Origin of the sequence: Collinsella sp. LCP21S3_A3 (assembly GCF_052118905.1) — a bacterium.
In the GTDB taxonomy this organism is placed as follows: Bacteria; Actinomycetota; Coriobacteriia; order Coriobacteriales; family Coriobacteriaceae; genus Collinsella.
This window is the reverse complement of sequence record NZ_JBQKGH010000002.1, coordinates 58,442-71,687: the sequence shown is the minus strand read 5'-3', so window position 1 is coordinate 71,687 and position 13,246 is coordinate 58,442. Positions and strand designations below refer to the sequence as shown.

At 59.5% G+C, this 13,246-nt stretch carries 12 protein-coding genes; 11 read left to right on the top strand and 1 reads right to left on the bottom strand.

The features are described from left to right. Positions 1-38: 38 nt before the first annotated feature. Positions 39-629: a GNAT family N-acetyltransferase gene (locus ACTQ0H_RS01535; protein WP_118238204.1), complete on the top strand. Its 591-nt coding sequence runs from the start codon at positions 39-41 to the stop codon at positions 627-629. A 21-nt stretch (positions 630-650) separates the two neighbouring features. Here ACTQ0H_RS01535 and ACTQ0H_RS01530 read toward each other — a convergent pair whose 3' ends face one another. Next, the gene (locus ACTQ0H_RS01530; protein WP_427747834.1) at positions 651-1,373 is read right to left on the bottom strand and encodes a GntR family transcriptional regulator; all 723 of its coding nucleotides are present in this window, start codon (positions 1,371-1,373) and stop codon (positions 651-653) included. A 206-nt stretch (positions 1,374-1,579) separates the two neighbouring features. Between ACTQ0H_RS01530 and ACTQ0H_RS01525 the strand changes: the two genes are divergently transcribed. The 10 genes from ACTQ0H_RS01525 to ACTQ0H_RS01480 all read left to right on the top strand — a co-directional run bounded on the left by ACTQ0H_RS01525 (position 1,580) and on the right by ACTQ0H_RS01480 (position 13,246). Continuing rightward, the gene (locus tag ACTQ0H_RS01525; RefSeq protein ID WP_441537677.1) at positions 1,580-2,572 is read left to right on the top strand and encodes an SIS domain-containing protein; all 993 of its coding nucleotides are present in this window, start codon (positions 1,580-1,582) and stop codon (positions 2,570-2,572) included. A gap of 366 nt (positions 2,573-2,938) precedes the next feature. Next, positions 2,939-4,021, top strand: coding sequence for a DMT family transporter (locus ACTQ0H_RS01520; RefSeq protein ID WP_427719488.1), 1,083 nt, complete (start codon positions 2,939-2,941; stop codon positions 4,019-4,021). 183 nt (positions 4,022-4,204) lie between these two features. Then, positions 4,205-5,128 (top strand): PTS mannose/fructose/sorbose transporter subunit IIAB, encoded by a 924-nt coding sequence (locus ACTQ0H_RS01515; protein WP_427719486.1) that lies wholly within the window; start codon positions 4,205-4,207, stop codon positions 5,126-5,128. A gap of 36 nt (positions 5,129-5,164) precedes the next feature. Next, positions 5,165-5,959 (top strand): PTS mannose/fructose/sorbose/N-acetylgalactosamine transporter subunit IIC, encoded by a 795-nt coding sequence (locus ACTQ0H_RS01510; RefSeq protein ID WP_154518546.1) that lies wholly within the window; start codon positions 5,165-5,167, stop codon positions 5,957-5,959. A gap of 13 nt (positions 5,960-5,972) precedes the next feature. Beyond that, a complete protein-coding gene (locus ACTQ0H_RS01505; RefSeq protein ID WP_154518549.1) occupies positions 5,973-6,806 on the top strand; it encodes a PTS system mannose/fructose/sorbose family transporter subunit IID in 834 nt (277 codons plus the stop codon). 198 nt (positions 6,807-7,004) lie between these two features. Next, complete coding sequence (locus ACTQ0H_RS01500) at positions 7,005-7,988, top strand: SIS domain-containing protein (protein WP_229770738.1); 984 nt, start codon at positions 7,005-7,007, stop codon at positions 7,986-7,988. 155 nt (positions 7,989-8,143) lie between these two features. After that, positions 8,144-8,773, top strand: a complete 630-nt coding sequence (locus ACTQ0H_RS01495; protein WP_154518552.1) for an HAD family hydrolase — start codon at positions 8,144-8,146, stop codon at positions 8,771-8,773. A 206-nt stretch (positions 8,774-8,979) separates the two neighbouring features. Continuing rightward, the gene (locus ACTQ0H_RS01490) at positions 8,980-9,987 is read left to right on the top strand and encodes a YitT family protein (RefSeq protein WP_441537676.1); all 1,008 of its coding nucleotides are present in this window, start codon (positions 8,980-8,982) and stop codon (positions 9,985-9,987) included. Positions 9,988-10,129: 142 nt separating this feature from the next. Next, complete coding sequence (locus ACTQ0H_RS01485; RefSeq protein ID WP_441537675.1) at positions 10,130-10,849, top strand: GntR family transcriptional regulator; 720 nt, start codon at positions 10,130-10,132, stop codon at positions 10,847-10,849. Positions 10,850-11,269: 420 nt separating this feature from the next. Beyond that, positions 11,270-13,246, top strand: a complete 1,977-nt coding sequence (locus ACTQ0H_RS01480; protein ID WP_441537674.1) for a RecQ family ATP-dependent DNA helicase — start codon at positions 11,270-11,272, stop codon at positions 13,244-13,246.

Genomic DNA, 13,246 nt, shown 5'->3' with positions numbered 1-13,246 from the left:
GCGCAGGGCAGCCTTTGTTTTTGAGGGGGAAGGGTTGTATGACCGAAATGTCCGAGCCGACGATTCGCCTGGCGACGCCCGACGATGCGCCGGCGTTGCTTGCCATCTATGAGCCGTATGTGCGCCAGACGGCGATTACCTGCGAATACGAGGTTCCGAGCGTTGAGGAGTTCGCCGGGCGTATCGAGCGTACGCTCAAGCGCTACCCGTATTTGGTGATGGAGCTGGACGGGCGTCCGGTAGGCTATGCCTATGTGAGTCCGCTCAACAGCCGCGAGGCATACGACTGGTCGGTCGAGACGTCGATCTACCTGGCGCGCGATGTGCGCCACGGCGGGCTGGGCCGCAAGCTGCACGATGCGCTCAAGCAATGCCTGATCGCGATGGGCATCACCAACATGTGCGCGCTCATCGCCGTGCCGCACGACAAGGACGACGAGTATCTGACGCACAACAGTCAGGATTTCCATGCCCATATGGGGTATCGCCTGGTGGGTGCCTTCGACCGCTGCGCCCAAAAGTTCGGTCGCTGGTACGACATGTGTTGGATGGAGCTGGTCCTAGCCGAGCGCACGCCCAACCAACCCAAACCAACCTGGTTCCCCGACCTCCCCAAACCTACCATTTAGGGACAGGTTTATTTTGGCAGGTTAGCCGATGGGTTCGGTGTATTTGGCGCGGTCGGTGCGTTGGATGCGCTTGGAGACATGGAGCGGTCGGCCGTCAGTGTCGTAGACGTAGTCGGTGATCAGGATCAGCGCCTGCCCGCGCTCAACGTTGAGCAAAAACGCCTCATTTTGCGAGGCGTAGCACACCTCAAAGGTCTTATGCCCCTGTGCCGGTGCGCGATGGAACTCCTGTCGCAGCGTGGCGTAGAGCGAGCCGTTGATATCGCGATCGATGAGCGTCTCGAAGCTTGGCGGCAGGTAGGTGGTCTCCAGGCACAGCGGTGCGTCGTCCAGGTAGCGCAGGCGGACAAGTTTGACGAGCTTGCTGCCCACGGCGGCGTCAAAGAACTTAGCTATGCTGCCGGCCGCCTTGGCAAAGCCCGAGTCCACGGTGCGCGTGGTGGGCTTCATGCCCTGGCCTTCGACCTGCTTGGTATAGCTCGAAAACACTAGGTTGTTCTCGTGGAGCGCGGGCGTGTCGGCCACAAAGGCGCCACGCCCGCGCTCGGTGCGCACCAGGCCCTCATCAACGAGCACCTTAAGGGCGTGGCGTACGGTGCTGCGTGACAGCCCCGATTCGTCCATGAGTTCCATCTCGGACGGCAGCTTGTCTCCGCGCGCATACGTGCCGGCAGCGATGCGATCGCGCAGCGTGCCCGCCAAGCGCTCGTATTGGGTCAGTTTCTTTTTAGATGTGACGCCCATATTGCCAACCTATATCTAACCTGTATGCTTACCTAAGCAAGCATGTATTTAATAAAACAATAAAACTGCTGGTAGCGAGCTACCGAAAACCACAGCAGCAAAATTTCTAAGACAAATATAGCATACAACTAGTCGACATAACCAAAACATGTATGTAACTTGTATGCCTGTGATGAGCATCAAACGAGAAGAAAGGCTGATGCACGATGACTACTCAGGAACAGGTTAAAGATGTCGTCTCCCAGGTTTTGGCCGACAAGGCAGACAAGGGCGGCATCAAGCACGTCGTGTGGATTGGCGCCGGCGGATCCAACGGCGGTAACTATCCTGCCCAGTACTTTATGGAGCACGAGGCCACGCAGGTCGTGAGCTCCAGCTACACCAGCAACGAGTTCGTGCACGCCACCCCTGCCTACGTTAACGAGAACACCTTGGCCGTCGTCGTGTCCATGCGCGGCACCAAGGAGACTATCGTCGCCGCCCAGGTCGCCAAGGACCGCGGCGCCAGCACCATCGCCATCTATGTCGACGAGTCCGCCCTCACCGAGGTCTGCGACTACAAGATTCAGTACGACAGCCTGGCCGTCGACGAGTCCTGCATGGGCCGCACCAACTCCGCCGTCGTGACCATGATCGCCATGGAGCTCACGCAGCAGACCGAGGGCTATGCCGAGTACGAGACCGCCATGGCCGCCTTCGACTTGGTCGACCCCATCTATCGCAAGGCCGTCGAGTACACCCGTCCGCTCGCTGCCAAGTGGGCCGAGCAGAACGCCGACAAGCCCTGCATCAACGTGATGGCTCAAGGTCCGCTCTTTGGTGCCGCCTACGTCTTTAGCATCTGCAACGTGCAGGAGATGCTACAGATCGACTCCTGCACCATCAACACCTGTGACTTCTTCCATGGCCCCTTCGAGATCCTGGACAAGCGCACTTCGCTGTTCCAGCTCATCAGCGTCGGCCGCAGCCGCTGCAACGACGAGCGCGGCACCCGCTTCGTCAACCAGTACGGTGGCGAGCGCGTCTATCAGCTCGACGCCAAGGAGCTCGGCCTCAACGACATCAAGGACAGCGTGAGCGAGTACTTCAACCACCTGATCTTCGCGCCGATCCTCAACAACGTCTACATGCGCGCGCTCTCTGCCGTCACCCACAAGGACTATATGACGCGCCGCTACATGTGGAAGCTTGACTACTAGGAGTTACGCGGTTTTGCCAAACCGCGTAACGGCTCGACGCTGCAAACCCGCCAGAGCGGCAATCTGCCTTTCAGCTTCAGCGGCATGACCAGAAGGTCAATGCCGCTTCGCTTCAAGGCACCTTGCTCGCTCTGGCGGGTTTTCGCTGACGTTGCCAAAGCATCGGCGTCGCCTTGGTCCAGATGTGGCAGTTGAGGACGTTCCTTTTCTGCCGGCAGTTGGGGACAGTCCTAGTCGTTTAAGTACGTCCCCAATGAGTATGTGGGAGAGCAGATTTTTCCGTTCGGCGATTTGTGGCTTGAAAAATGTATATAACGACTATAACGTAGTATGAAACATATTGGAAACAATACCGAGGAGGCTGCGTTGAAGAAAAGCAATCTGGGCTATGTGCTGGTGCTGATCGCCGCGCTTATGTGGGGCAGCATCGGAATCTTTGTAAACGGCATCTCGGCCATGGGTGTTTCGTCTCAGAGCATGGCGGCCTTTCGCCTGTTGTCGGGTGCCGTCTTAATGGCTCCGGTCTTGGCGTTCATGGGTTGCCAGGGAGGTGCTCGTGAGGGAAAAGCATCGGGTCCCCTGGCCCTGTTCAAGGCAAGCCCTAAAGAGCTTGTTCCCTGCGCGCTTGTCGGTATCGTCGGTTTGGCCGCCGCCAACACCTGCTATTACGAGTGCATGGGCGAGGTGGGCATGTCCACGGCCTCGGTGCTGCTCTACACCTCGCCGGTGTTTGGCGTCATGCTCGGCCGCGTGCTTTATCGCGAGGACGTGACCCCTAACAAGCTCGTTGCCATTGTCTTTAACATCGTTGGCTGTGTGCTTGCAGTGACCAATGGCGACCTTTCCGGTTTTCATTTTTCGGTTTGGGGCGTCACGTCGGGTGTGATTGCAGGCCTTTGCGGTGCGTCGCTCGCGGTGTTTAGCCGAATAGCAACCAAGACGGTCCACCCGCTGGCTGTCACGTTTTGGGGCTTTGTTTTTGGCGGTGCGGTTATGGCAGCTATCGCGGCTCCGTGGCCGGATGTCGCCGCGGCAATGTCGCCACAGCTGCTGCTGTTGTTCCTTGGCTTTGGACTCATCCCCACAGCCGTGGCTTACATCTTATATATGCAGGGTCTGTCCATGGGGCTCGAGACGTCGAAAGTTCCCGTCGTAATGTCATTCGAGACAGTTGTCACCGTACTGCTGGGCATTGGTGTCTACGCCGAGCCCGCCGGCGCGATCAAGGTCCTGGGCATCGTGCTGGTGCTCGCGTCCATCCTGATCATGAACACCGACTTCTCCAAGCTGCGCAACAGTGTGTTTGTCGGCCATGTCATTGAGAGCATGACCTTTAAGCCCAACGCGTGGTGGACGGAGAAATCGCAGGACATGGATCTGTTTAAGGAACGCACCGGCATCGCGCTGGAGCCCACCGTACAGGAAAGTCCCTGGTACTTCGTGCGATAGGGAATTGCGTGCGGCATCCGACCTGGGGTTATCCAGCCAGTGCCCGCCTACCCAGCCCCAACGTTTCGAGTACGTTAAACCCGTAAACGGTCGATTTTTAACCGCGAACGGTCTTTATAGTAATTATTAATGTAAGTAGCGTATAAGACGTTATAATGACCATAACGAAAAGGAGGAGGCAAGATGAATCAGATCATTCTCGCATCTCATGGCGGCCTGGCCGCAGGCGCCAAAGACACGCTCGAGATGGTTCTCGGCGACGTGTCGAACGTCCACGTCGTGTCGCTTGCTCGTGACGACAAGGAGCCCATCACCAATAAGGTGGACGCCATGATCGCCACGTTCAACGCGGACGACACCGTCTATGTGCTGACCGATATGCTCGGCAGCTCGGTCAACAACAGCATGGTCGAGCTTTCCAAGAACGGCACGAAGTTCACGGTTGTCAGCGGTTTCAACATCCCGCTGGCGCTCACGCTCGCTATGAGCCCCGCCCCCGTCAAGGGCACCGAGCTCGCGGCCCTCATCAACGAGGCCCGCACTGGTCTGACCAACCCCAACGCACCGGTCGAGGCCGTCGCGGCTCCCGCCAAGAAGGCCAAGGCGTCCCGTCACAGCTCCGGTCCCGCCAAGATCGTCCTCGCACGTCTTGACTACCGTCTGCTGCACGGCCAGGTCGTCTTTACCTGGACCACCAAGGTTCAGGCCGAGCGCATCATCGTCGTCGACAACGCTGCCGCCAACGATGACATCAAGAAGGGCGCTCTTAAGCTGGCCAAGCCCCAGGGCGTGCGCCTGAACGTCTTCACCGTCGAGCGTGCCCTCGCCAAGATGGACAAGCTCAACACCCTCGGCGAGCGCGTCATGTTCGTCTTTGGCAACACTGCCGAGATGCTGCAGTTCTGCCAGGGCTACAAGCTCGACGCCATCAACCTGGGCGCCACCGCCAACCACGACGGTGCCGATCAGGTCGGCGGCAAGGACAGCTCCGTCTTCCTCGACGCCACCCAGAAGGCCGACATCAACCAGCTGCTCGACATGGGCATCAAGCTCTATGTCCAGCAGACCCCCACGTATCAGAGCGTCGACATCGACGCCAAGCTGTAGTCAACCAGGCTTTTGCCTGACTGAAAGGAGAAGGGTATGAATACGTTCATCAGTGCGGTGCTCGTCGGCCTCGTCGGCGTGTTCTGCATGTGGGACTCCCGCCTGCTCGGTCGTCTTAACTTCGAGCAGCCCCTCGTTGGCGCTACGCTCGTCGGTCTGCTGCTGGGCGATGTGCCCACCGGCCTTGCCGTCGGTGCCGCCGTCGAGCTCGTGTCCATGGGCCTGGTGCAGGTCGGTGCTGCCGTTCCGCCCGATATGGTCCTGGGCGGCATCGTGGCCGCTGCCTTTGCGTGCCTGACCGATGCTTCCGCCGAGACCGCCATGACGATCGCCATCCCGGTCGCCGTCCTGGGTCAGCTCCTCGGCATCGTGTTCCGTTCCATCATCGCCGCCCTCACCCATGTGGCAGATAGCGCGATCGATAACGGAAAGTTCAAGACCGCCTACCGTATGCACATCTGCGTCGGCACTGGTCTGTACGCCGTCATGTACTTCCTGCCGATCTTCCTCGCCGTCTTTGTTGGCACCGACCTGGTTCAGGCCATCGTCAACATGGTCCCCGAGTGGCTGTCCACTGGTCTTAACGTTTCGACCAAGATCATGACCGCCTACGGCTTGGCCCTGCTGCTCACCATGATGATCAAGAAGGGTATGACTCCGTTCCTGTTCATCGGCTTCCTGCTCGCCGCTTACCTCAACCTGTCCGTCATCGCGGTCGCTCTGATCGGTGTGTGCCTGGCTGTCGTCTTCATGGGCTTCAAGTTCAACGGTTCCCATGCAGCCGCCGGTGTCGATTCCGACTACGATCCGCTCGAAGACGACGAAGACTAAGGAGGAACACACTATGGCAACCGCAACCAAGGACGTGTCCCTGAACAAGAAGGTCAGCCAGTTCTTCTGGCGCTCCTGGGCCATCCAGGCCTCTTGGAACTACGAGCGTCAGATGAACATGGGCTTCCTCTATGGCATGGTTCCCACGCTCGATCGCCTCTATCCGGATGAGTCCGACCCCAAGCAGCTTGCTGCCAAGAAAGAGGCTTATCGCCGTCACATGGCGTTCTACAACTGCACTCCGCAGACGAGCGCTTTCGTCCTGGGCCTCGCCGCCTCTATGGAGGAGGAGTACGCCAAGGATCCCGAGAACTTCGATCCCGATTCGATCAACGCGGTCAAGACCTCCCTCATGGGCCCGCTTTCCGGTATTGGTGACTCCTTCTTCCAGGGCACCATCCGCGTTATCGCCTTTGGTCTGGGCGTTCAGCTTGCTCAGCAGGGCTCCATCATGGGCCCGATCCTGGCCATGCTCATCTCCATCGTTCCCTCCGTGCTGATCACGTGGTTCGCAGCCAAGATGGGCTATCAGGGCGGCCACGAGTACCTGAGCAAGCTTCAGGGCGGCGACCTCATGGAGAAGCTCATGTATGTCTGCGGCATCGTGGGTCTTATGTCCGTGGGCGGCATGATCGCTACGCTGATCGGCGCCACCACCCCGCTGCAGTTCGCTGACGGCACCGTCGTGATCCAGGACATCCTGGACGGCATGATGCCCCAGATGATTTCCCTTGGCCTCACCGGCCTTATGTACTGGCTCATCAAGAAGAACGTCAACACCGGTTGGCTTCTTGTGATCGCCATCGTGGGCGGCATCGCCCTCTCCGCGGCCGGCATCCTGGCCTAGTCGCGCCCAAGCGTCTAACCGCTTTCCCCGGGGAGCCTGCCTGGCATCCCATACCCCAGGCAGGCTTCCATCCCTAAATGTGTCAAAGGGACAGTCCCTATGTCACATCTTCAATGGGCCGGCGACTCGGTCCAAATCACGGTAATCCTGCGCACGCCCGGCAAAGTGGCGCCGCAAAAATCGAAAGGAATGTGTCAGATGTACGAGATCGACCTTAACCTCCCTAAGCAGATCGTCGCTGACGTCCTGTCCAACCACGAGATCCACAGCGTCGCCTTCGTTGGCTGCGGCGCTTCCATGTCCGACCTTTACCCCGCCAAGTACTTCCTGGCCAACAACACGGACAAGCTGAACGTTCAGATCTTCACCGCAAACGAGTTCAACTACGACACGCCCTCCTGGGTCAACGAGCACACCTTCGTGATCACCTGCTCCCTTGGTGGCTCCACGCCCGAGACCGTCGAGGCCAACAAGACCGCCAAGAAGCACAACTGCCCGGTCGTCTCCCTCACCAACAAGGCCGGCTCCGCTCTGACCGTCGACGCCGACCACGTCATCATCCACGGCTTCCACGCCAACTATGCTGCCAAGTGCGAGAAGCCCGGCTATGCCATCGCTCTTGCTCTCGAGATCCTTCAGCAGACCGAGGGCTATGACCACTACGAGGACATGATCACCGGTCTCACCAACGTCTTCGACCTCTGCGAGAACGCCGCTCAGTCCTGCAAGAAGCTCGCCAAGAAGTTCGCCGAGGACTTCAAGGACGACAAGATGATCTACTTCATGGCTTCCGGTGCCTCCGAGAAGATGGCTTATTCTCACGCCGCCTTCCTGTTCACCGAGATGCAGTGGATCGACGCCGCCGCCTACAACACCGGCGAGTACTTCCACGGCCCGTTCGAGGTTTCCACCGAGGGTAAGCCCTACGTCTTCTTCATGTCCGATGGCGCTACCCGTCCGATGGACGCCCGCGCCCTCACCTTCCTTGAGCGCATGGGCGCCAAGGTCGCTCTGATCGACTCCAAGGACTACGGCCTGGCTGACGCCGTGCCCGCGAGCGTCGTCACCTACTTCAACCCGCTGCTGCACCTCGCCGTTATGCGCGAGTACGGCAACCAGATCGCCGAGGCCCGTCAGCACCCGCTGACCATGCGTCGCTACATGTGGAAGCTTTCCTACTAATCACAAGTAAGTAGACCTTACGGGTTGATTGAGAGGGGATGGGGTTTTCGCCCCGTCCCCTTTTTTGCTTTGGGGCGTGTTTGTCGCGCCGCAAACCCCAGATAAAACCTACCAAAATAAACCTGTCCCTTTTTGGCAGGTGGAAGGAGGAGCGTATGATCAAGGCAGTGCTGTTTGACATGGACGGCGTGCTGGTCGATACCGAGTGGTTCTACAACCGTCGCCGCGTGGCGTTTATGGAAGAGAAGGGGTTCCACTTTGACGAGATCCCCGACCTTTCGGGGTCTAACGAGCCGGCCATTTGGAAGGCGCTGGTGCCCGACGATGTTGAGCTGCGTGAGCGCCTGCGCGTGGAGTACAAGCAGGTCTACAGCCCGCACCACCCCGTTCCGTATGCCGAGCTTCTCAACGAGCAGACAGAGCCGGTGATGCGTGAGCTGCATGAGCGCGGTGTGAAGTGTGCCATCGCGAGCTCGTCCTATCGCGAGCTGATCGACGAGCTGGTGGAGATTGCCGGCATCGCCGACGTGCTGGACTACACCATCAGCGGTCACGAGTGCAGTGCGTTTAAGCCCGACCCCGAGATCTACCAGCGTGCCATGGAGGCGCTGGGGGTGGAGCCTGCCGAGTGCCTGGTTATCGAGGATTCGCCTCTGGGCATCGAGGCTGGCAAGCGCTCTGGCGCCCGCGTCCTGGCGCTGCGTCCGCACGAGGGCGTCAACCTGGACCAGTCTGCCGCCGACGTTGTCATTGACAATCTGTGTGACATCCTACCTGCCATTTAGGGACAGGTTTATTTTGGCAGGTTTTATCTGGGCAAATGCCGAATTCGCCGTGAAGGGATCGCTCTCTTCACGGCGTTTTTCTTTTGAGCGGCCTCACGGTCCTTCTGATGGTTGTCGAGAGAGGGTGAATTGAGGCGCCCCCGCACGCTCCATGCTACAATCGCGGGCATGCCCCACAACTATATCTGCCTTCGAAAGGAGCCTGCGTGGCGGATGCCATCGATCAGCTCACGGACCGCGTGCTCGTACTCGGCCGCCTCACCATCGTCCGCCGTGCCATTACTGCCGTGGCGGTCACGGTCTCTGCCGTTCTCCAGACATTTCTGATCCAGGCATTCATTCGGCCCGCTGACCTGCTTCCGAGCGGTTTTACCGGCGTCGCGGTCCTTCTCGATCGCGTTACCTCGCTAGGTGGCGTTCACATCGACATCTCGCTCGGTATGCTCGCACTCAACATCCCCGTGGCGCTCCTATGCTGGAGCGGCATTAGCAAGCGCTTCGTCATCTTCTCGATGATGCAGGTCGTGCTCTCGTCGCTGTTCCTCAACGTCTTTCACTTCGCTCCATTTTTGGGCGACAAGATCATGCTCATCATTTTTGGCGGCGTGGTCTCGGGCCTGGGTGCTGCCATCGCGCTTAAGTCCGGCGCATCCACCGGCGGCACCGACTTTATCGCGTTATGGGTCTCCAACCACACAGGCAAGACCATCTGGGGCGTCATCTTTGGCTTTAACTGCTTTATCCTGGCAATCTTTGGTTTTATGTTTGGCTGGGACAAGGCGGCGTATTCCATTGTGTTTCAGTTTATTTCGACCAAGACCATCGACAGTTTCTATCATCGCTACGATCGTGTGACGCTGCAGATCACGACGCGTAAGGCAGACGAGGTCATGACTGCCTACGTAAACCATTTTCAGCACGGCATGAGCTGCGCCGAGGTCGTCGGCGGATACAGCCGCGAGAAGATGTACCTGCTGCACACCGTTGTCTCGACCTACGAGAGCCAGGACATTATCAGGCTGGTATGCGAGGTTGATCCCGGCGCCGTGATCAACGTGTTCCACACGCTCAACTTTGTGGGCGGTTGGTGGGGCGGTCATGTCGACGAACCCATGCCCACGGCCGTTCCCGATCCCGACAAGCCCGCACGCATGGCCAGCAGGCAGGTGCGCCTCAGCGAACAGGACAGCTTGCAGCAGGACGACGGCAAGTAAGGTATTTGGCATTTTGCCGGCTCTGCTCAATCCTGTCCCTTTTTGGTAGGGAGGGTGTATCGTTTTATCGTTATGAGGTAACATAAAACTAGACGTTATATACGTATTTGTTATTCCGATATTTCGATAAGAGTGATTAGATATGCCTGCACCCAAAAATGCGCCGCTGTACCAGCAGATTTACGACGAAATCAAGGATTCGATCGAGAAGGGTGTTTATGCACCCAAGGAGCGTATCCCGTCCGAGCTTGAGCTTGCCGAGCAGTACGAGGTGAGCCGTATTACGGTGCGCCGCGCCGTCGAGGAGCTATGTTCCGATGGCTATCTGGTTAAACAGCAAGGCCGTGGCACGTTTGTCTCCACGCCGCACATCAACCGCCAGTTTCATGCCTCGATGCTGCAGACGTTTACCGCGCTGTGTGCCGACAATGGCATGAAGGCCGGCGCGCATGTGATCGATCGCCAGATCGTTCCGGCGCGCCAAAACGAGATGGAGTTCTTTGGCCTGCAGAAGGATGCGCTGCTGCTGCATATCAAGCGCGTGCGTACGGCCGACGGCGAGCCTATCTTTGAGGAGAACATCTTTGTGCCCTTTGACGCCTACCGTGAGCTGTTGACGGCCGATCTTGAGGACAAGTCGATTTTTGCCGAGGTCGAGCGTGTTGGTGGAACGCCGATTGTCTCGGTTGGCTACCGCACGGTCGAGGCCGTTCGCGCCAATGCCGAGCAGGCGGCCGAGCTGGGCATCGCTCCGCACGATCCGCTGCTCAACCTGCGTGCCGGCTTTACCGGTCCCAATGGCGAGCCGGTTTTGCTCGGCAAGCAGTACTACGTGGGTAGCCGCTACGTCATGGTCATATAAGTTACGCGGTTTTACCAAACCGTGTAACGGCTCGACGCTACGCCTTTGGTTCCGCCGTTCTAACGAACGGCGGACCGGTCGACGCTGCAAACGCCCCTAAGCGGCAATCTGACGTTCAATCGTCGGTCGCGTACCGAAGTACGCTTCCCTCCTCTTTCACGTCACCTTGCTCGCTTAGGGGCGTTTTCGCTGACTTATGCTCAACCAGCGACGTTTCCGCGCTTGTCAAGAATGTCCCCAATGACTACCCGCAGAATGAGCGTGGATAATCTCCCGTTTTTTGCTTGGTGACGGGTTCAAAGTGGGAGATTATCCACGCTCGTTCCCATCGGATTACATTGCCCGTGGCCGGCAGCCGTGCGGCATCGGTCCGCGTGGCGGCGTATAATCGGCGGCAGATGACTTGGACGTTAGGAAACCATGACCGATAGCATGCAGCAGATGGCGCTCGATACGCTCGGCGCCTATTTTGGCTACACCTCGTTTCGCCCGGGGCAGGACCGCATGGTCGATGCGATCCTTGCTGGCCGCGATGCGCTGGGCGTTATGCCCACGGGCGCCGGCAAGTCCATTTGCTACCAGGTGCCCGCGCTCATGCTGCCCGGCATCACCTTTGTGGTGAGTCCGCTGCTGTCGCTTATGGAGGATCAGACCCGTGCATTGCTCGCGGCGGGTGCGCGACCCAGCTATCTCAACTCCAGTCTTACTCCGGCCCAGCAAAACACCGTGCTCAAGCGGGCGCGCGAGGGCCGCTACCAGCTTATGTACGTGGCGCCCGAGCGTCTGCTCGAGCCGCGCTTTTTAGCTTTTGCGCGGGAGGCCGCCGCCGGCATTGGCGTGCCGCTCGTGGCCATTGACGAGGCCCACTGCGTAAGCCAGTGGGGCCAGGATTTCCGTCCCGCCTACCTGCAGATTCGCGAGTTCATCGATTCCCTGCCGCAGCGCCCCATCGTGGCGGCCTTTACCGCTACGGCGACCGAGCGCGTGCGTGCGGACATTCAGCAGATGCTCGGCCTGCAAAACCCCGCGACGGTGGTGACGGGCTTCGATCGCAAGAACCTCTACTTTGGCTGCGAGGAGATGGGCGACAAGGCCAAGGCCGCGTGGGTGCGCGACTATGTGATCGCACATTCGAGCGAAAGCGGCATCGTGTATTGCTCGACTCGCAAGACCGTCGATGCGCTGGCAAGCGAGCTTGCCGAGGCGCTGGGCTCCAGCGGCATTCGCGTTGGCCGCTACCATGCCGGCATGGGCAACGACGCCCGCCGGCAAAGCCAGCGCGCCTTTATCGACGACGATATCCAGGTAATGGTTGCCACCAACGCCTTTGGCATGGGTATCGACAAGCCCAACGTGCGCTACGTGATTCACAACAACGTGCCCGAGAGCATCGAGGCGTACTACCAGGAGGCGGGCCGCGCCGGCCGCGATGGCGACCCAGCCAGCTGCCATTTGCTGTGGAACGGCAATGATTTTCGCATGCGTCGCTTTTTGATCGATCGCGGCGATGCTGCCGACGAGGCGCTCGATGACGAGCAACGCGCGTGGGCGCTCCAGAATCGATACCGCCTGCTCAGCCAGATGGAGGGCTACTGCAATACCACCGGCTGCCTGCGCGAATACATGCTGCGCTACTTTGGCGACGAGGCTGCGGCCGAGCATACCGCCGCAGCCGGTGCTAGCGGTGCCGCCACGGACGAAGCCGAGGGCTGCGGCAACTGCAGCAACTGCCTCACGCAGTTCGAGGTCGAGGACGTCACCGATATGGCCCGCGCCGCCGTGCGCTATGTGGCTACGCGTCCCATGCGTTTTGGCAAGTCGCTGATCGCCGACGTGCTCCACGGCGGCAACACCGAGCGCATTCGCCAGATGCATCTGGACGAGGACCGCGGCTACGGTGAGCTGTCGAGCGAATCGGTCGGGCGCATCAAGGACATCATCGGGCAGCTGTGCGGCCGCGGTTATTTGGCAACCTCACAGGGACAGTACCCGGTCGTGGGACTGGGCCCGCGTGCCGGCGAGGTCGAGGACGAGGCGTTTGCCTTTACCGTTAAGCGTCGTGCATCCAAGCGCAAGGCCTCGGCCCGCGCCCTCCGTGCGGTGGATCTGCTGCGCGAGGAGGCCGAGCTGGATCAGCGCCCGCGCGTGGGCGACGATGCCGAGCTGTTCGAGTGCTTGCGGGCACTCCGCAAGGAGATTTCGACCGAGCTGGAGATGGCGCCGTACATGGTCTTCTCCGATAAGGCGCTGCGCGGTCTGTGCCGCCTGCGCCCTCAGACGCGCGACGAGCTTATCCGGGTCAACGGCATTGGCGAGAAAAAAGCCGACGCCTTTGGCGAGCAGTTTATGGCGGCGATTGAAGAGTTTGAATCCGAGCATGCACGGGATGGAGCGTAA

Coding starts and splice junctions, on each gene's coding strand:
- ACTQ0H_RS01535 (WP_118238204.1), top strand. CDS start 39: ATGACCGAAATGTCCGAGCCGACGATTCGCCTGGCGACGCCCGACGAT.
- ACTQ0H_RS01530 (WP_427747834.1), bottom strand. CDS start 1,373: ATGGGCGTCACATCTAAAAAGAAACTGACCCAATACGAGCGCTTGGCG.
- ACTQ0H_RS01525 (WP_441537677.1), top strand. CDS start 1,580: ATGACTACTCAGGAACAGGTTAAAGATGTCGTCTCCCAGGTTTTGGCC.
- ACTQ0H_RS01515 (WP_427719486.1), top strand. CDS start 4,205: ATGAATCAGATCATTCTCGCATCTCATGGCGGCCTGGCCGCAGGCGCC.
- ACTQ0H_RS01510 (WP_154518546.1), top strand. CDS start 5,165: ATGAATACGTTCATCAGTGCGGTGCTCGTCGGCCTCGTCGGCGTGTTC.
- ACTQ0H_RS01505 (WP_154518549.1), top strand. CDS start 5,973: ATGGCAACCGCAACCAAGGACGTGTCCCTGAACAAGAAGGTCAGCCAG.
- ACTQ0H_RS01500 (WP_229770738.1), top strand. CDS start 7,005: ATGTACGAGATCGACCTTAACCTCCCTAAGCAGATCGTCGCTGACGTC.
- ACTQ0H_RS01495 (WP_154518552.1), top strand. CDS start 8,144: ATGATCAAGGCAGTGCTGTTTGACATGGACGGCGTGCTGGTCGATACC.
- ACTQ0H_RS01485 (WP_441537675.1), top strand. CDS start 10,130: ATGCCTGCACCCAAAAATGCGCCGCTGTACCAGCAGATTTACGACGAA.
- ACTQ0H_RS01480 (WP_441537674.1), top strand. CDS start 11,270: ATGACCGATAGCATGCAGCAGATGGCGCTCGATACGCTCGGCGCCTAT.